16 protein-coding genes are annotated in these 17,019 nt (G+C 67.0%); 5 read left to right on the forward strand and 11 right to left on the reverse strand.

Annotation, left to right across the window (positions count from 1 at the left end; translation table 11 throughout):
- Window positions 1–10: 10 nt before the first annotated feature.
- From MRS60_RS04425 to MRS60_RS04440, 4 genes are all read right to left on the reverse strand, one after another.
- Window positions 11–640: a riboflavin synthase gene (locus MRS60_RS04425; protein WP_243565283.1), complete on the reverse strand. Its 630-nt coding sequence runs from the start codon at window positions 638–640 to the stop codon at window positions 11–13.
- 14 nt (window positions 641–654) lie between these two features.
- Window positions 655–1,776, reverse strand: coding sequence for a bifunctional diaminohydroxyphosphoribosylaminopyrimidine deaminase/5-amino-6-(5-phosphoribosylamino)uracil reductase RibD (gene ribD, locus MRS60_RS04430; protein ID WP_034182951.1), 1,122 nt, complete (start codon window positions 1,774–1,776; stop codon window positions 655–657).
- Window positions 1,777–1,791: 15 nt separating this feature from the next.
- Window positions 1,792–3,075 (reverse strand): glutamate-1-semialdehyde 2,1-aminomutase, encoded by a 1,284-nt coding sequence (gene hemL / locus MRS60_RS04435; RefSeq protein WP_243565284.1) that lies wholly within the window; start codon window positions 3,073–3,075, stop codon window positions 1,792–1,794.
- A 173-nt stretch (window positions 3,076–3,248) separates the two neighbouring features.
- On the reverse strand, window positions 3,249–3,701 hold the full coding sequence (locus MRS60_RS04440) for a hypothetical protein (protein WP_034182952.1): 453 nt from the start codon (window positions 3,699–3,701) through the stop codon (window positions 3,249–3,251).
- A 254-nt stretch (window positions 3,702–3,955) separates the two neighbouring features.
- Here MRS60_RS04440 and MRS60_RS04445 point away from each other — a divergent pair, with 254 nt between their 5' ends.
- Window positions 3,956–5,173 carry a Bcr/CflA family multidrug efflux MFS transporter gene (locus MRS60_RS04445; RefSeq protein ID WP_243565285.1) on the forward strand — a complete coding sequence of 406 codons (1,218 nt, stop codon included), beginning with the start codon at window positions 3,956–3,958 and terminating at the stop codon, window positions 5,171–5,173.
- Window positions 5,174–5,202: 29 nt separating this feature from the next.
- Here the strand turns inward: MRS60_RS04445 and MRS60_RS04450 are convergent, their stop codons facing one another.
- The 5 genes from MRS60_RS04450 to zwf form a co-directional block, all read right to left on the reverse strand.
- Window positions 5,203–5,664: a type VI secretion system amidase immunity protein Tai4 gene (locus tag MRS60_RS04450; RefSeq protein WP_243565286.1), complete on the reverse strand. Its 462-nt coding sequence runs from the start codon at window positions 5,662–5,664 to the stop codon at window positions 5,203–5,205.
- A complete protein-coding gene (locus MRS60_RS04455) occupies window positions 5,661–6,164 on the reverse strand; it encodes a type VI secretion system amidase effector protein Tae4 (RefSeq protein WP_243565287.1) in 504 nt (167 codons plus the stop codon). The genes MRS60_RS04450 and MRS60_RS04455 overlap by 4 nt, the downstream gene beginning before the upstream one ends.
- Window positions 6,165–6,494: 330 nt before the next feature.
- Window positions 6,495–8,423: a bifunctional transcriptional regulator/glucokinase gene (locus tag MRS60_RS04460; protein ID WP_034182954.1), complete on the reverse strand. Its 1,929-nt coding sequence runs from the start codon at window positions 8,421–8,423 to the stop codon at window positions 6,495–6,497.
- Complete coding sequence (gene pgl, locus MRS60_RS04465; RefSeq protein ID WP_105393444.1) at window positions 8,401–9,081, reverse strand: 6-phosphogluconolactonase; 681 nt, start codon at window positions 9,079–9,081, stop codon at window positions 8,401–8,403. The genes MRS60_RS04460 and pgl overlap by 23 nt, the downstream gene beginning before the upstream one ends.
- A gap of 88 nt (window positions 9,082–9,169) precedes the next feature.
- On the reverse strand, window positions 9,170–10,639 hold the full coding sequence (gene zwf, locus MRS60_RS04470; RefSeq protein WP_243565288.1) for a glucose-6-phosphate dehydrogenase: 1,470 nt from the start codon (window positions 10,637–10,639) through the stop codon (window positions 9,170–9,172).
- Between the two features lie 433 nt (window positions 10,640–11,072).
- On the opposite strand from zwf, the gene MRS60_RS04475 reads away from it, so the two are divergent.
- The 4 genes from MRS60_RS04475 to MRS60_RS04490 all read left to right on the forward strand — a co-directional run bounded on the left by MRS60_RS04475 (window position 11,073) and on the right by MRS60_RS04490 (window position 15,473).
- The gene (locus MRS60_RS04475) at window positions 11,073–12,320 is read left to right on the forward strand and encodes an ABC transporter substrate-binding protein (protein ID WP_034182957.1); all 1,248 of its coding nucleotides are present in this window, start codon (window positions 11,073–11,075) and stop codon (window positions 12,318–12,320) included.
- A gap of 138 nt (window positions 12,321–12,458) precedes the next feature.
- Entirely contained in the window at window positions 12,459–13,397 is a 939-nt protein-coding gene (locus MRS60_RS04480) for a carbohydrate ABC transporter permease (protein ID WP_034182958.1), read from the forward strand.
- On the forward strand, window positions 13,387–14,244 hold the full coding sequence (locus tag MRS60_RS04485) for a carbohydrate ABC transporter permease (RefSeq protein WP_105393441.1): 858 nt from the start codon (window positions 13,387–13,389) through the stop codon (window positions 14,242–14,244). The genes MRS60_RS04480 and MRS60_RS04485 overlap by 11 nt, the downstream gene beginning before the upstream one ends.
- A gap of 110 nt (window positions 14,245–14,354) precedes the next feature.
- Window positions 14,355–15,473 (forward strand): ABC transporter ATP-binding protein, encoded by a 1,119-nt coding sequence (locus MRS60_RS04490; protein ID WP_105393440.1) that lies wholly within the window; start codon window positions 14,355–14,357, stop codon window positions 15,471–15,473.
- Window positions 15,474–15,563: 90 nt separating this feature from the next.
- Here the strand turns inward: MRS60_RS04490 and MRS60_RS04495 are convergent, their stop codons facing one another.
- Together MRS60_RS04495 and MRS60_RS04500 are read right to left on the reverse strand one after the other, a co-directional pair.
- Window positions 15,564–16,187 carry a trimeric intracellular cation channel family protein gene (locus MRS60_RS04495; RefSeq protein ID WP_034182961.1) on the reverse strand — a complete coding sequence of 208 codons (624 nt, stop codon included), beginning with the start codon at window positions 16,185–16,187 and terminating at the stop codon, window positions 15,564–15,566.
- Window positions 16,174–16,953: a Smr/MutS family protein gene (locus MRS60_RS04500; RefSeq protein WP_243565289.1), complete on the reverse strand. Its 780-nt coding sequence runs from the start codon at window positions 16,951–16,953 to the stop codon at window positions 16,174–16,176. Before MRS60_RS04500 ends, MRS60_RS04495 begins: the two co-directional genes overlap by 14 nt.
- Between the last annotated feature and the right edge of the window lie 66 nt (window positions 16,954–17,019).

Here is a 17,019-nt window from a genome sequence, read left to right on the forward strand (position 1 = left end):
AAAAGGACGATCAGTCCTGATGCACGCCTTGCGACGTCGACAGCATCCGCTCCACATACCGCGCGATCATGTCGACTTCGAGATTGACCTTGTCGCCGGCCTTCAGGTGGCGCAGCGTCGTGACCTCGACCGTATGCGGAATCAGGTTGATCGAGAATTCGCAGCCGTCCGCGCGATCGTCGATCGTGTTGACGGTCAGGCTCACGCCGTTGACCGTGATCGACCCCTTGTACGCGAGATAGCGGCCGAGCTCGCGCGGCGCGACGATCCGCAGCTCGTGCGACTCGCCGACCGGAGCGAAGCGCGACACGGTGCCGAGGCCGTCGACGTGGCCCGACACGATGTGCCCGCCGAGCCGGTCGTGCGCGCGCAGCGCCTTCTCGAGGTTCACTTCGCCGGGTTGCGCGAGGCCGACCGTGCGGTTCAGGCTTTCGCGCGACACGTCGACGTCGAACGCGGCGTCGGTCTTGTCGATCACCGTCATGCACGCGCCCTGGATCGCGATGCTGTCGCCCAGCGCGACATCGGTGAGGTCGAGCCCGCCGGCCAGCACGGTCAGGCGCACTCCGGCATCGGCCGACGTGCCGAGCGGATCGATCGATTCGATGCGGCCGACGGCCGCGACAATTCCGGTAAACATCGTGACGGTCCCGTTCAGTGCGTGGCGTCGGGCGGCGCGACACGCGCCAGGATCCGCAGATCGTCGCCGATCCGCTCGATACCGTGAAACGACAGTCGCGTGCGTGCGTCGAGGCTCGCCGGCGCGGCGAGGTCGAACATGCCGGCCGCGTCGGCGCCCAGCAGGCTCGGCGCGAGATAGACGAGCAATTCGTCGACGCAATGCTCGCGCAGCAGCGAGCCGTTCAGCTTGTGGCCGGCCTCGACGTGCAGTTCGTTGACGCCGCGCGCGCCGAGCGCCGCGAGCATCGCGGGCAGGTCGACCTTGCCGTGCGCATTCGCGAGCGACACGATTTCCGCGCCGCGCGACTTCAACACGTTCGCGCGCATTTCGCCGCTCGCATCGAGCCGGCCGCAGAAGATCAGCAGCGGAGGGCCTTCGAGCAGCCGTGCGTCGAGCGGCAGGTCGAGGCGGCTGTCGACCAGGATGCGCTGCGGCTGGCGCGGCGTGTCGATGCCGCGCACGGTCAGCAGCGGGTTGTCCTCGCGCACGGTGCCGATGCCGGTGAGGATCGCGCAGGCGCGCGCACGCCACGCGTGCCCGTCGAGGCGCGCGGCTTCGCCGGTGATCCACTGGCTTTCGCCGGACGGCAGCGCGGTGCGGCCGTCGAGCGACGCGGCGGTCTTCATCCGCACCCACGGGCGGCCGCGCGTCATCCGCGACACGAAGCCGATGTTCAGTTCGCCGGCTTCATGCGCGAGCAGCCCGCAGCGCACGTCGATGCCCGCGTCGCGCAGCATGCCGAGGCCGCGCCCCGACACCTGCGGATTCGGGTCTTCCATCGCGGCGACGACCTTCGCGACGCGCGCTTCGCTCAGCGCGTTCGCGCACGGCGGCGTGCGGCCGAAATGGCTGCACGGCTCGAGCGTCACGTAGACGGTCGAGCCCGCGACGTCGTGGCCGCGCGAGCGCGCGTCCTTCAGCGCCTGCACTTCCGCGTGGTCCTGGCCGGCCGGCTGCGTGAAGCCTTCGCCGATCACGTCGCCGTCCTTGACGATCACGCAGCCGACGCGCGGATTCGGCGCCGTCGTATACATGCCGCGCGCGGCGAGCGCGAGCGCGCGCTCCATGTGGGCGAAATCGGTATCCGAGAACATGCGCGCGGCCCCGGGTCAGGCGGCGAGTGCCGCGAACGCGCGGCGCGCGGCCGCGAGCGTCGCGTCGATCACCGCGTCGTCGTGCGTGCTCGACACGAAACCTGCCTCGTACGCGGACGGCGCGAAGTACACGCCCTCGTCGAGCATCAGGTGGAAGAAGCGGTTGAAGCGCTCGGTGTCGCTCTTCGTGACTTCCGCGAAGCTGGTCGGCACGCGCTCCGCGAAGTAGAGGCCGAACATCGCGCCGATCGAGTCGGCCGCGAACGGCACGCCGGCCGCGCGCGCTTCGGCCGCGAGGCCGTCGGCGAGACGCTTCGTCTGCGCGGTGAGCGCGTCGTAGAAGCCCGGCGCCTGGATCAGCTGCAGCGTCTTCAGGCCCGCGGCGACCGCGATCGGGTTGCCCGACAGCGTGCCGGCCTGGTAGACGCCGCCGAGCGGCGCGAGGTGGGCCATGATGTCGCGGCGGCCGCCGAACGCGGCGGCCGGCATCCCGCCGCCGATCACCTTGCCGAGGCAGGTGAGGTCGGCCGTGATCCCGTAGTACGCCTGTGCGCCGCCGAGCGCGACGCGGAACCCGCACATCACTTCGTCGAAGATCAGCACGGCGCCGTGCTTCGTGCACAGCGCGCGCAGCGCGTTCAGGAATTCGGACGTGCCGCGCACGAGGTTCATGTTGCCGGCCACCGGCTCGACGATCACCGCGGCGATTTCATCGCCGAACGCGCCGAACGCTTCCTCGAGCGCGGCGACGTTGTTGTATTCGAGGACGGTCGTGTGCTTCGCGATGTCGGCGGGCACGCCGGCCGACGTCGGGTTGCCGAACGTCAGCAGGCCGGAGCCGGCCTTCACGAGCAGGCTGTCCGCGTGGCCGTGGTAGCAGCCCTCGAACTTGACGATGCGGCTGCGGCCCGTGAAGCCGCGCGCGAGACGCAGTGCGCTCATCGTGGCCTCGGTGCCGCTCGACACCATCCGCACCTGCTCGATCGACGGCACGAGCTTGCAGATTTCCTCGGCGATCTCGATCTCGGCCTCGGTCGGCGCGCCGAACGAGAAGCCGTCGGCCAGCACGTTCTGCACGGCCGACAGCACTTCCGGATGGACGTGGCCGACGATCATCGGGCCCCACGAGCCGATGTAGTCGATGTATTGCTTGCCGTCGGCATCCCAGAAATACGGGCCTTGCGCGCGCGCGACGAAACGCGGCGTGCCGCCGACCGAACGGAATGCGCGCACCGGCGAGTTGACGCCGCCGGGAATGGTCTTCTGGGCGCGTTCGAAGAGGATCTGATTATTGGACATGGGCGAAACCTGCGAGAGAAGGGCGCGGGGGCCTGTGCACGGGCCGCGGCGCCTGGGCGGAACGATCGTCTGATTGTACCGGAGACGCGCGCGGCGGGCCCGCGAGACGGTCTGCGGCCTTTCGGCACGCGGACTGGAAAGGAGGGCCCGATTTGTCCCGGCGATCGGCCCGGTTATCGCGGCGGCTTGCGCTTGCCGGTCAGCTCCGCCCAACGCTTCTCGAGCGGGCCTTCGACCATCGGCTTGATCGACGTGCCGGAGCTCTGCGCATCCCAGGTCTGCACCGAGTACGGGTGGACGCGCAGCGCGTCGCGCGCGATCACGACGTCCTGGTGCGCGTCGACCAGCCAGTCGTACACGAAGTCGATGCACAGCCGGTAACCGCGCTTCGTCGACGGATCGGGCACCTCGTACGGCGCGCGCGTCACGTAGCCGGAGCCGAACACGCCCTTGGGCTCCTTCGCGACGCGGTGCAGGAACACGCGGTCGCCCGGCAGGATGCCGCGCGCGAAGCCGCAGCCCCACACGTCATGCACGGCCTCGCCGGCCTTCACGCGCGCGGCGACGTCGGGCAGCTCGGGCCATGGCCATTTCTTGGGGCTCCAGATCAGCAGGAAAGCGGTCATCGGTTCGGTCGTGCGTCGAATTGGTCAGACAAGAGAAGCAGGCAGCAGCAAGCTTAATCGAATCCGCGCGCGATCCCGCGATCCCGCGAGACGGGCGCCGCGCCGGTGTTTCCCGGCCTGCTGCCGCACGCGGCCCGCAGCACGCAAAAAAGTTGCGCGTACAATCATGGGCCCGAGCGCGCCGTCCGCGGCGCGGCCTCCCGTCTTCACCGCCACGCGCGCCCCGATGTGCGCGGGCTCCATTCCGGATACCCATGTCTCACGTCGTCCGGCGCCGGCCCGATGCCCGGCTGATCCTGTTGCTCGGCGCGCTCGCCGCCTGCGGGCCGATCGCCACCGACATGTACCTGCCGAGCCTGCCGTCGATCGCCGACGGCTTCTCCGTCAGCCCCGGCGCCGCGCAGCGCACGCTGACGAGCTTCATGGCCGGCTTCTCGATCGGCATGCTGCTGTACGGCCCGCTGTCCGACACGTGGGGCCGCCGGCCCGTGCTGCTCGGCGGCATCGCGCTGTTCACGCTCGCGAGCATCGGCTGCTTCGTGTCGGGCTCGATCGACATGCTGATCGTCGTGCGCTTCCTGCAGGCGCTCGGCGCCGGCGCCGCGTCGGTGCTGGCACGCGCGATAGCGCGCGACGCGCACGAGCCGAGCGACGCGGCGAAGGTGCTGTCGATGGTCGCGATCGTCACCGCGGTCGGGCCGCTGCTCGCGCCGCTGATCGGCGGCCAGATCCTGCGCTTCTCGGGCTGGCGCGGCGTGTTCGTCGTGCTGGCCGTGTTCGGCGCGGTGTGCGCGGCGACCGCGTACTTGCGCGTGCCCGAAACCTGGCCGAAGGAGCGGCGCAAGAGCACGGCCGTGCTCGCGTCGTTCGCGTCGTACGGGCGCATCCTGTCCGATCCCGTCGCATGGGGGCACATGCTGTGCGGCGGGATGGCATTCGCGTCGATGTTCTCGTACATCACCGCGACGCCGTTCGTGTACATCGAGTATTTCCACGTGTCGCCGCAGCACTACGGGCTGCTGTTCGGCCTGAACGTCGTCGGGATCATGATCGGCAACTTCGCGAACACGCGGCTCGTCGGCCGCGTCGGCTCGCTGCGCATCATCGCGGCCGCGTCGCTCGTGAGTTGCATCGCGTCGCTCGCGGTCGCGCTCGTCGCGCTGACCGGGTGGGGCGGGCTGTGGTCGATCGTCGTGTGCCTGTTCTTCGTCGTCGGCGTGGTCGGGATCCTGTCCGCGAACTGCACGACCGACCTCATGCATCGCTATCCGCACAACGCGGGCGCGTCGGCCGCCGTGTTCGGCGCGATGCAGCTCGCGCTCGGCGCGCTCGCGAGCGTCGCGATCGGCGCACTCGCGGACGGCACGCCGTTCGCGATGGGCGTGACGATCGGCGTCACGGGCGTGCTGTGCTTCGTCGGGCGCTATCTGGTGCTGCGCTGGCACGGACGGGCCGTGCCGGCCGGGGCGTGAGCTGCGGGTTCAAATTTCCCGCCCCTGCATCACTTGGAACGGTCCGACGAGCGATTGTCGAGTCGATAGCTGCGCTTCGGGTTGGTCACGAACCGTTTGACCTGGGCATCGAGTTCCTGACTGTGGTACAGATCCAGGCATTTCAGAAAATCAAACCTGACGCCTTTGATTTCGGATTCGACGATCGGGTTGTGATAGTCGCGAGCAAGAAAACGATTGACCAGCGATTTGCCCACGCCGGGGTTCCGTTCGAGATCGAAGTCGGTCCAATCCATTAGTGCACTGGCGCTGCTTCCCGCGTCCATCGCAGCGGACGGTTCATTCCGATAAGCGGTCGCGATGCATTCGGCGAGCACCATGTCCTTGTAGTTCTGCGCGTAGGTTCGGGCGCCGGCTTGCGGCGACGACGTTGCATCCGTTGCATGACCCGATTGCGCCGCTAACGTCAGTACCCCAAACATCACACACCGGAGCAGCGGATTTTGTCTCATGGCAGACTCCAGAAGTGCGCACGATCGGTGCGGTAATTGGCTCCCGGCTCGTTGAAATAGCACTGATCGTAACAGGTGAGTCCATTGAAAAGGGGCGCATGTCCCGTGGCATTCGACCAGCCTGAAACCTCGAAGAGAATGATTCCCTGCCAGTCCGCCAGGGCGTTGTCTTTCCGGGAAGGCGGGAACTGGATCACGTCTGCTTTGCCCCATCGCTGCTCGAGAAAGCGGATGAGATGCTTGACGCGATAGAAGTACCAGCGCTTGTCCGCACCTGACACGGTTTGCCCTGGAATATGAGGTATCGGCATGCCGGCTTGGCCGAGAATATAGCTCAGTCGCACGGCGCAGGTGTTATCCCAACGTAGCTTTGGATCTCTGCTGTTGATATTGACGGCCACGTTGCCACCAATCGTCAAGGCAACTTTCTCTGCAGAATTTATCGGCGCGTAAATGCGCATTGCTGCTGCCCATGCGGCTGAAAAGCGTGGTCTACGCATATCCCTCTCCGTAAACTGGATGAACGTGATGCTGTCGACGCCAATCCGGATTCGTTGAGAGATGCGCCATTTCTCGCGTCGGACCGGGATGGCGGCATCACGCGGAGTGAAGGAAGTTACCGAGCCTGGACAACTGCTGACAATTGGACTTGTTCGAAAATGGGAGTGTGTACGAACGTATGACGTCACGCACCGCCATTGGGAGAAGGTTTATCGACGATTGCCGGGCCGCTGTTGTTCGGGGCGGTGCCGCTCATGCAAAACACCCCGAACGCCGGGCTTGAATCCAGCGTTCGGGGTGTCGTGGATCGACGGTGTTTCGCCGAAGCTTCAATCCCGCGCGACGTCCTTCGCCGCCGGCGACGCGCCGTGGCTCAGCCAGTCGAGCACGTCGGCCGTTTCGTCGTCGCTCGCGCGCGCCTTCGCCTGCGCGACGGCCTCGGGCAGTTCGCCGTTCGGCGACGCGCGGCGGATCGCGACGCCGACCGCGAGGATGTCGATCATCAGCAGATGCAGGATCCGCGAGATCATCGACAGCTGCGACTCGCGCATCTCGATATGGTCGGTTTCGAGCGCGACGGTCGCGCGCTTCGCGAGCGGCGTGTTGCTCGACGTGATCGCGATCACCTTCGCGCCGGCCTGCATCGCGACGTCGAGCACGCGCAGCAGCTCGGGCGCACGCCCCGACTTCGACACCGCGACGATCACGTCGCCCTTGCCGAGCAGCGCGGCCGACGCGGCCTGCATGTACAGGTCGCCGTACGCGATCGTCGGAATCCCGAAGCGGAAGAACTTGTAGTGCGCGTCCTGCGCGACGATGTTCGAGTTGCCGAGCCCGTAGAACTCGATGCGCCGCGCGCCGTTCAGGATCTCGATCGCGTTCTCGACATGCTCGAAGTTCAGGTGCTCGCGCAACTGCAGGATCGCCGACACCGTGTTGTCGAGCACCTTCGCGCCGAAGTCGGTGGCCGTGTCGCCGAGATGCACCTGGCTGTGGCTCATCGGGATCGTGCCGGTGAGGCCGGTGGCGAGCTTCAGCTTGAAGTCCGACAGCCCCTGGCAGCCGAGCGAGCGGCAGAAGCGGATCACGGTCGGCTGGCTCACGTCGGCCTTGCGCGCGATGTCGACGATCGGATCGTTGATGATCGAGCGCGGATGGTTCAGCGCGAGATCGGCGACGCGGCGCTCGGCCGGCGTCAGCGCATCGCGCATCTGGCGGATCCGCTCGAACACGGCCGACGACGCGCCGCCCGAGCGGTTCGACAGCTGCTCCGCGAGGATCGCCGATACACCGAGGAACGCCGGGTATTCGGCGGTGATCAGGTAGGTCGGGATGTTCTCGAGATAGTGCGTGAAGCGGCCCTTCGCCTCGAAGCGCGCGCGGAACGACGAGCGCGTGAACAGTTCGCCGAGCTTCAGCGCGACGCCGCCGCCGATGTACACGCCGCCGAGCGCGCCGAGCGTCAGCGCGACGCTGCCGGCGAACGCACCGAGAATCCCGCAGAAGCATTCGACCGTCTCGAGCGCGAGCGCTTCGCCCGCATGCGCGCGCTCGACGATCTCGACCGTGTCGACGCTTGCGGCGACGCGCTTCTTGTCGCGCGCGGCGAGCGCGCGATAGATGATCTCCATGCCGGGGCCCGCGCACACGCGCTCGAACGACACGTGCGGAAACTTCTTGCGCGCGTATTGCAGCACCAGGTCCTCGCGCTCGTCCTGCGGCGCGAACGACGCGTGGCCGCCCTCGCTGCCGAGCGCGATCCAGCGGTCGTCGGCCGGAATCAGCCCCGACACGCCGAGCCCGGTGCCGGGCCCGAGCAGCCCGATCACGCTGTTCTGGCGGCGCGTGCCGCCGCCGACCTGCACGCGCTGCGCGTCGGTCAGGCCCGGCAGCGCCATCGCGAGCGCGGTGAAATCGTTGACGACGAGCAGCGTGTCGAAGCCGAGCGCACGGCGCGTCGCCTCGATCGAGAAGCTCCAGTCGTGGTTGGTCATCGTGACCTGGTCGCCGTCGACCGGATTGGCGATCGCGATCGCCGCGTGGTTCACGCGGCTGATCTTCACGTCCTTCAGGTACTTGCGGATCGCGTCGGTGATCGTCGGATAGTCGGCGCCGGGATATACGCGGATCTGCGTGATCTCGCCCGGGCCGGTTTCCAGCGCGAAGCGCGCGTTGGTGCCGCCGACGTCCGCGAGCAGGCGCGGGCCGTCGGCATGCTGACCCGCGACGACCGCCTTAGTTTGCGCACCAGTAGACATCGAGCTGGGTCCCCTTGTCGTTGGCCAGTTGGGAAATCGCGTTCTTCTGCAGCGACGCGGCCGCGGCGTCGAGCACGGCGCGCTTGGCGGGGCCCGCGATCAGCAGGAACAGCCGGTCGACGCGCTTGAGCGCATCGAGCGAAAAGCTCACGCGCGCATGCGGCGCGGCGCCCGGATGCACGGCGACGAAACGCTCGGGCGTCGCGATCGCGTGGTCCCATTCGGGCGCGTCGGCGAAGATCGACGCGGTGTGGCCGTCCTCGCCCATGCCGAGCACCGCGACGTTCGGCACGCGGTAGTCGGCGTTCGCGTTCAGCGCGGCGACGTGCGCGTCGAGCGTGGCGCGCGTGTCGACGAGCGGCAGGAAGCGGGCAGGGGCTGCCGCGTGCTGCAGCAGCGTGTCGCGCACGAGGTGCGCGTTGCTGGCCGCGTCGTTTTCCGGCACCCAGCGGTCGTCGACCAGCGTCACGTCGACGCCGGCCCAGTCGAGCGCCGCATGCGACAGCGTTTGCAGGAACGGGCGCGGGCTCGTGCCGCCGGACACCGCGAGCGTCGGGCGCACGGGGCCGGCGAGCGCGGCGCGCAGCGCATCGCCGACGGCGCGCGCGAGCGCTTCGCTTTGCGCTTCCTGGGTGTCGAAAGCGTGGATCTCGATCACATCTCCTCCGGACTGCTTTGTATGTTCAAATCGTACGAATCGTGGGGCACGTTGCCGCACGCGGTCACGCGCGCGGCAACGGCCTGCATCAGTTTTCTTCTTCGAGCCAGCAGGTGTCGTGCTGCGCGAGCATCGCGCTCGCCGCGGCCGGCCCCCACGTGCCCGCCGCGTACGGCTTCGGCGGCTTCAGCGAGCGTGCCCATTCGTTCAGGATCGGCTCGACCCAGCGCCATGCGGCTTCCTGTTCGTCGCGCCGCACGAACAGCGCGAGCCGGCCGTTGATCACGTCGAGCAGCAGGCGCTGGTACGCCTCCATCTGCCCTTCCTTGAAGAACCGGTCGAATGCGAGGTCGAGGTGCACGCTCGCGAGGTTCATCCCTTCGCCGGGCTGCTTCGCGAGGCAGTACAGGCGGATCGTCTCGTTCGGCTGCAGCCGGATCACGAGGCGGTTCGAACCGGGACGCAGCGCGGTCGGCCCGAGCGCCGAGTGCGGCACCGGGCGGAAGTTGACGACGATCTCCGCGACGCGGTCGGCGAGACGCTTGCCGGTGCGCAGGAAGAACGGCACGCCGGCCCAGCGCCAGTTCTCGATCTCGACCTTCAGCGCGACGAAGGTTTCGGTCTGGCTGTCGGGCTTCACGCCCGGCTCGGTCGCGTAGGCCGGCACCTGCGCGCCCTTGATCACGCCCGCATGATACTGGCCGCGCACGGCAACCTTGCCGATGTCGCGCGGATCGACCGGCTTCAGCGCCCGCAGCACGCGCAGCTTCTCGTCGCGCACCGCGTCGGAATCCATCGAGTGCGGCGGCTCCATCGCGACGATCGACAGCAGTTGCAGCAGGTGGTTCTGCACCATGTCGCGCAGCGCGCCCGTATTGTCGTAGAAATCGCCGCGCGCTTCGACGCCGAGCTCCTCGGCGATCGTGATCTGGATGCTCTCGACCCATTCGCGGCGCCACAGCGGCTCGAACAGCGCATTGCCGAAGCGCAGCGCGAGCAGGTTCTGCACCGGCTCCTTGCCGAGGTAGTGGTCGATCCGGTAGATCTGGCCTTCCGCGAAGATCTCGCCGACCGCGTCGTTGATCGCATTCGACGAGCGCAGGTCGTAGCCGAGCGGCTTCTCGAGCACGATGCGCGAGCCTTCGCTCAGGCCGACCGACGCGAGCGCGTTGCAGATCGGCACGAACAGCGACGGGCCCGTCGCCAGATAGAACACGCGGATGCCGGGCAGCGATGCGATCGCATCGCGCAGCACGACGTAGTCTTCCGCGCGGCCGAGATCGAGCTTCACGTACTCGATGCGCTGGAGAAAGGACTTCCACGCGGCTTCGTCGAACGCCTTGCCGGCCGCCTTGACCGCATGCGGCTTCACATGCGTGTCGACCCACTCGAGATAACCCGCCTGATCCGATTCGTGCCGCGCCACGGCGACGATCCGGCCGCTCTCCGCCAGCATGTTCGCACGATGCGCTTCGAACAGCGCAGGCAGGATCTTGCGCATCGACAGATCGCCGGTGCCGCCGAAAAGTACGAAGGTAAAGCTGGAATCGGTATGCATGTGTCTCCGCCGGGTTTTTGGGGTGCTGGGAAGCAATCCGTAGTGCGATAAAAATATTTTTGACACTGAATTGTAGTTTAACTACAATCCGCCGCAAGGGGTAGCACCTGGGTGAAGAAAAAAAGAAGTGCGGTCGATGAACTGCGCGAGCTTCGCCTTCGGGAGCGCCTTGTGCCGAATGTTATCGGACATTGACGGCGCGCATCGTCCGCGCACCGTTGGCCCCGGGCTCGCGTCGCATCATCGCGGCGGGCCAGAAACACAAAGAGGAGACACGCCGTTGAATCTCGATTCACGCTTTCTGTAAGAGCCCGGCCGGTCATCGGCCCCGTACGCTGCATGCGTCCCGCGGCTCGATTTCCCCGTCGTTATCAAGAAGCCGGTTCCCGGTCAGGGAACCTCACGAGTTGATTCAGTCTGGAGGAGATAAGTAATGAAAGTTCGCTCGATCATGGGTGCGCTCTGCGCGGCAGGTCTGATGGCTGGCGCCGTGGCGGCGCAGGCAGCCGAGAATGTAACGGTGCTGCACTGGTGGACCTCGGGCGGCGAGTCGAAGGCCGTCGGCGTGCTGAAGGACGACGTGCAGAAGCAGGGCTACGTGTGGAAGGACTTCGCGGTCGCGGGCGGCGCCGGCGCCGCGGCGATGACCGCGCTGAAGACCAAGGTGATCAGCGGCGACGCACCGTCGGCCGCGCAGATCAAGGGCCCGCTGATCCAGGACTGGGCCGACCAGGGCGTGCTCGTCAACATCGATTCCGCCGCCGGCGACTGGAAGCAGAACCTGCCGCCGGAAATCGACAAGATCATCAAGTACAAGGGCCACACCGTTGCCGCGCCGTTCTCGGTGCACCGCGTGAACTGGCTGTACATCAACAAGGCCGCGCTCGACAAGATCGGCGCGAAGGTGCCGACCACCTGGCCTGAATTCTTCGCGGTGGCCGACAAGCTGAAGGCCGCGGGCATCCAGCCGGTCGCGATGGGCGGCCAGCCGTGGCAGGACCTGACCCTGTGGGAAGACGTCGTGCTGTCGCAGGGCCCGGCGTTCTACAAGAAGGCGCTGGTCGATCTCGACCAGGCGACGCTGACGTCGCCGCAGATGCTGTCCGTGTTCGACACGGTGCGCAAGATCCAGGGCTACTTCGATACCGGCCGTAACGGCCGCGACTGGAACCTCGCGACCGCGATGGTCATCAACGGCAAGGCCGGCATGCAGTTCATGGGCGACTGGGCGAAGGGCGAGTTCGAGAACGCGGGCAAGAAGGCGGGCAAGGACTACATCTGCGCGGCGGTGCCGGGTACGGCGAATGCGTACACGTTCAACGTCGACTCGTTCGTGTTCTTCCAGCAGAAGGGCGACAAGGCCGCGACGCCGGGCCAGCTCGCGCTCGCGAAGACGATCATGACGCCGGACTTCCAGGAGCAGTTCAGCCTGCTGAAGGGCTCGGTGCCGGTGCGCCTCGGCGTGAAGATGGACAAGTTCGACGACTGCGCGAAGAAGTCGTATGCGGACGAACAGACCGCGATCAAGTCGGGCGGCTTCGTGCCGTCGCTCGCGCACGGGATGGCGCAGAGCGATGCGACCGCCGGCGCGATCACGGACGTCGTGACGAAGTTCATGAACTCGCAGCAGGATTCGAAGAGCGCGGTCGCCGCGCTCGCGAAGGCCGCGAAGGTCAAGTAACGCACGACAGGCGCCCGGCCGGACACGCTTCATCGGCCGGGCGTTTTTGCATGTGCAGCAAACGGGCTCGCCCGCGGGCCCGTGCCGTACCCGGCGCCGGCCCGGCCAGCGTCGCCCTCGTTCCAGGAGTCGAATCAAGTGGCTGCCCCTCTTAGCGGAAACGGATCCGGCGGTGCCGATGCACGGCGTACGTCGCCGATGTCGGCCCTCGCCGATCGCTGGATTCCGAAGCTCGTGCTCGCGCCGAGCGTCGCGATCGCCGTGGTGTTCATCTACGGCTTCATCCTGATTACCGGCTATCTGTCGCTGACCAACTCGCGACTGTTGCCGAACTACGAATTCGACGGCTTCGGCCGTTACTCGGACCTGTTCCAGAACGACGTGTGGTGGACCTCCGCCGCGAACCTCGGCTGGTTCGGGATTCCGTTCATCGCGATCTGCGTCGCGCTCGGGCTGTTCCTCGCGATCCTGCTCGACCAGCGGATTCGCAACGAAGGCGCGCTGCGTGCGATCTTCCTGTACCCGATGGCGCTGTCGTTCATCGTCACCGGCACCGCGTGGCAGTGGATCCTGAACCCGGGCCTCGGCCTCGAGAAGGTGATGCACGACTGGGGCTGGACGAGCTTCTCGTTCGGCTGGCTCGACGATCCGGACAAGGCGATCTTCTGCGTGGTGGTCGCGGCCGTGTGGCAGTCGACCGGCTTCGTGATGGCGCTGTTCCTGGCAGGGCTGCGCGGCGTCGACGCCGAGATCTTCAAGGCCGCACAGGTCGACGGCGCGACGCTGCCGACCATCTACCGCAAGATCGTGATCCCGAGCATGCGGCCGGTGTTCTTCTCGGTGCTGCTGATCCTGTGCCACATCACGATCAAGACCTTCGACCTCGTCGTCGCGCTGACGGCGGGCGGCCCGGGCACGTCGTCGTCGCTGCCGGCGATGTTCATGTATACGTTTTCGTTCAACCGCGGCCAGCTCGGGCTCGGCGCGGCGTCGTCGGTGATGATGCTCGCGACCGTGGTCGCGGTGCTGGTGCCGCTGATGTATATGGAATCGAGGAGCACCCGCAATGCAGCCTAAGATGACGATCAGCCGGGCAGTGATCTACGCGGCGCTGATCCTGTTCGCGCTGTATTTCCTGTTCCCGATCTACGTGATGCTGTCGACGTCGTTCAAGGACCTCGACCAGCTGCGCACCGGCAACCTGCTGACGCCGCCCACCAACTGGACCGTCGAGCCCTGGGTGAAGGCGTGGAGCGGTGCGTGTACCGGCGTGCGCTGCGACGGGATGAAGCCGTTCTTCCTGAATTCGCTGCAGATGGTGATTCCGGCCGTGCTGATCTCGTCGCTGATCGGCGCGTTCAACGGCTACGTGCTCACGCACTGGCGCTTTCGCGGCGCGGACGCGCTGTTCACGATGATGCTGGTCGGCTGCTTCATCCCGTTCCAGGTGATCCTGCTGCCGATGGCGCGCCTGCAGGGGATGCTCGGCCTCGCCAATACGATTCCCGGCCTCGTGTTCGTGCACGTCGTGTACGGGATCGCGTTCACGACGATGTTCTTCCGCAACTTCTACGTGAGCGTGCCGTCCGAGCTCGTGAAGGCCGCGCGCATCGACGGCGCGGGCTTCTTCACGATCTTCACGAAGATCCTGCTGCCCGTGTCGCTGCCGATCTTCATGGTGTGCCTGATCTGGCAGTTCACGCAGATCTGGAACGACTTCCTGTTCGGGATCGTGTTCTCCGGCGTCGATTCGATGCCGATCACGGTGGCGCTGAACAACCTCGTCAATACGTCGACGGGCGTGAAGGAGTACAACGTCGACATGGCCGGCGCGATCATCGCCGCGCTGCCGACGCTGCTCGTCTACATCGTCGCCGGCCGCTACTTCGTGCGCGGGCTGACGGCGGGCGCGGTGAAGGGGTAGGCGCGGCCTTATCCGATACGACGAACCGGCCGCGCACGTCGCGCGGCGCATCGAAACGAACCCGACGCGGCGCCGTAGCGCCGCGCGAGACGAGACAGAGGATTCACAGCATGGCAAGCCTTTCCATCCGTGACGTGTACAAGACCTACCCGAACGGGGTGCCGGTCCTGAAGGGTGTCGACATCGAGATCGAGGACGGACAGTTCCTGATCCTGGTCGGCGGTTCGGGCTGCGGGAAATCGACGCTGCTCAACATGATCGCCGGGCTCGAGACCGTGACGAGCGGCGAGATCTGCATCGACGGCAAGGTCGTCAACGACCTGTCGCCGAAGGATCGCGACATCGCGATGGTGTTCCAGTCGTATGCGCTGTATCCGTCGATGACGGTGCGCGAGAACATCTCGTTCGGCCTGAACATCCGCAAGGTGCCGAAGAACGAGCAGCAGCAGATCGTCGACCGCGTGTCGCAGATGCTGCAGATTCAGCACCTGCTCGACCGCAAGCCGGGCCAGCTGTCGGGCGGCCAGCGCCAGCGTGTCGCGATGGGCCGCGCGCTCGCGCGCGATCCGTCGCTGTTCCTGTTCGACGAGCCGCTGTCGAACCTCGACGCGAAGCTGCGCATCGAGATGCGCGCGGAAATCAAGCTGCTGCACCAGCGCCTCGGCACGACGATCGTCTACGTGACGCACGACCAGATCGAGGCAATGACGCTCGGCGACCGGATCGCGGTGATGAAGGACGGCGTGGTCCAGCAATTCGGCGCGCCGCAGGAAATCTACGATTCGCCGTCGAACCTGTTCGTTGCCGGCTTCATCGGCGCGCCGCCGATGAACTTCATCAACGGCAAGCTGGTCGAGCAGGGCAGCGGGATTGCGCTCGAGATCGACACGGGCCTCGCGCGCAGCGCGCTGAAGCTGCCGTTCGACGCGAAGCGGATGAACGGCCACGTCGGCCGCGAAGTGATCCTCGGCCTGCGTCCGGAGCGCATCACCGACGCACGCAACGCGCACAACGGCGAGGCGTCGAGCCTGCAGCCGATCGACGTGCGCGTCGACGTGACCGAGCCGACCGGGCCGGACACGCACGTGTTCGCGCAGGTGAACGGCAAGCGCATCGTGAGCCGCGTGCATCCGGCCGCGAACCCGCAGCCGGGGCAGACGCAGTCGCTGCTGTTCGACGTGTCGAAGGCCGTGCTGTTCGATCCGGCATCGGAAGAACGGATCGCGTGATGCGGCGTTCGCGCTGAATGAAGGAGAAGGGGCCGACTCGAATGAGCGGCCCCTTTTGTTCTGGCGCTGAAGTTGGCGCTGCGGCGGCAGTCAGTGCGGCAGCCGCACGTCGAACTTGAACGTCGCCAGCCGCGCGGCGAGGATGAAGCCGGTCGCGAGCAGCACGCTGTACACCGAATCGAACTGCAGCCACACGAGCAGCAGGTAGAACCAGCAGCCGACGAATGCGCAGGTCGCGTAAGGCCGCGAATCGCGCAGGATCAGCGGGATGTCGTTGCACAGCACGTCGCGGATGATCCCGCCGACCACGCCGGTGATCACGCCCATCATCACCGCGATGAAGCGCGGCATTTCGGCGTCGAGTGCGATCGACGTGCCCGAGATGCTGAAGATGCCGAGCCCGATCGCGTCGGCGACCAGCAGCAGCCGCTCGGCCGACAGTCGCGACAGCATCCGCAGCACGAACGGCGCGAACAGCGCGAGCACGAAGATCGCGATCACGTAGTCGTCGTGCACGACCCAGTAGAACGGCCGGCGTTCGAGCAGGATGTCGCGCAGCGTGCCGCCGCCGAACGCGGTGGCGAGCGCGACGACGAACGTGCCGACCGAGTCGAGGCGGTTCTTGCGTGCCTCGATGAAACCCGAAATCGCAAACGCCAGCGTGGCGATCGCCTCCAGTACGGCGATCGCGAGCGTCAGCCTAGGATGCGGCACGCGGCCCCCGGTCGGCCGGCGCCGCGAGTGGCTGCAGCAGCACGAGCACCGCGCCCGCGCCGCCGTCGATGCCGCGCGCCTCGCAGAACGCGATCACTTCTTCCTTCTGCACGAGCCACGCGCGCACCTTGCCCTTCAGCACGGGTTCCTTGCCGATCGAGCCGAGCCCCTTGCCGTGGATCACGCGCAGGCAGCGCAGCCCCTTCTTGCCGGCTTCGCGGATGAATTCGGCAAGCGCGTCGCGCGCCTCGTCGCGGCGCATCCCGTGCAGGTCGAGCTGCGCCTGCACGATCCACGCACCGCTCCTCAACTTGCGCACCACGTCGCGGCTGATGCCGGGGCGGTGGTAATACAGCGAGTCGTCGCTGTCGAGCAGCGTTTCGGGATCGAATTCGTCGGACAGCGTCGCGTTCAGCACGGCTTCCTCGTCGCGCTGCGTCTGCTTCGGCACCGGGTCGGGCGGCATGCGGCCGGACGCCGCGCGCGGCGGCGTGTTCAGCGGCCGGATCGCGCCGATTTCGTTGCGGAACAGGTTCGCGTCGGCTTCCGCCTTGCGCTCGGCCTTCGCGGTTTCGACGCGCTCGCGTTCGCGGCGATCGGCTTCGCCTTGCAGCGACTTGCGCAGCGCGCCGAGGCCGGCGAGGCCCTGGCCGCGCAATGCGGCCGGATCGGGCGCGGGCGGCGCGGCGGCCGGCGCGGGGTTCGCGGGACGGGCGGCGATCTGCCGCTTCGCGGGATCGCTCGGATGGGGCTGGTTCTTCGCCATGATTCGATAGCAGGGCAGGCGCGTTCGGGCGCGCGGGCAAAAAAAAGCCGCTGCGCGTCGGCAGCG

The organism is Burkholderia pyrrocinia (genome assembly GCF_022809715.1).
Lineage (GTDB): Bacteria > Pseudomonadota > Gammaproteobacteria > Burkholderiales > Burkholderiaceae > Burkholderia > Burkholderia pyrrocinia_C.

Excerpts from the sequence above, each read along its gene's own strand:
- MRS60_RS04425 (WP_243565283.1), bottom strand. The coding sequence starts at position 640 with ATGTTTACCGGAATTGTCGCGGCCGTCGGCCGCATCGAATCGATCGAT.
- ribD (WP_034182951.1), bottom strand. The coding sequence starts at position 1,776 with ATGTTCTCGGATACCGATTTCGCCCACATGGAGCGCGCGCTCGCGCTC.
- hemL (WP_243565284.1), bottom strand. The coding sequence starts at position 3,075 with ATGTCCAATAATCAGATCCTCTTCGAACGCGCCCAGAAGACCATTCCC.
- MRS60_RS04440 (WP_034182952.1), bottom strand. The coding sequence starts at position 3,701 with ATGACCGCTTTCCTGCTGATCTGGAGCCCCAAGAAATGGCCATGGCCC.
- MRS60_RS04445 (WP_243565285.1), top strand. The coding sequence starts at position 3,956 with ATGTCTCACGTCGTCCGGCGCCGGCCCGATGCCCGGCTGATCCTGTTG.
- MRS60_RS04450 (WP_243565286.1), bottom strand. The coding sequence starts at position 5,664 with ATGAGACAAAATCCGCTGCTCCGGTGTGTGATGTTTGGGGTACTGACG.
- MRS60_RS04455 (WP_243565287.1), bottom strand. The coding sequence starts at position 6,164 with ATGCGTAGACCACGCTTTTCAGCCGCATGGGCAGCAGCAATGCGCATT.
- MRS60_RS04460 (WP_034182954.1), bottom strand. The coding sequence starts at position 8,423 with ATGTCTACTGGTGCGCAAACTAAGGCGGTCGTCGCGGGTCAGCATGCC.
- zwf (WP_243565288.1), bottom strand. The coding sequence starts at position 10,639 with ATGCATACCGATTCCAGCTTTACCTTCGTACTTTTCGGCGGCACCGGC.
- MRS60_RS04475 (WP_034182957.1), top strand. The coding sequence starts at position 11,073 with ATGAAAGTTCGCTCGATCATGGGTGCGCTCTGCGCGGCAGGTCTGATG.
- MRS60_RS04485 (WP_105393441.1), top strand. The coding sequence starts at position 13,387 with ATGCAGCCTAAGATGACGATCAGCCGGGCAGTGATCTACGCGGCGCTG.
- MRS60_RS04490 (WP_105393440.1), top strand. The coding sequence starts at position 14,355 with ATGGCAAGCCTTTCCATCCGTGACGTGTACAAGACCTACCCGAACGGG.
- MRS60_RS04500 (WP_243565289.1), bottom strand. The coding sequence starts at position 16,953 with ATGGCGAAGAACCAGCCCCATCCGAGCGATCCCGCGAAGCGGCAGATC.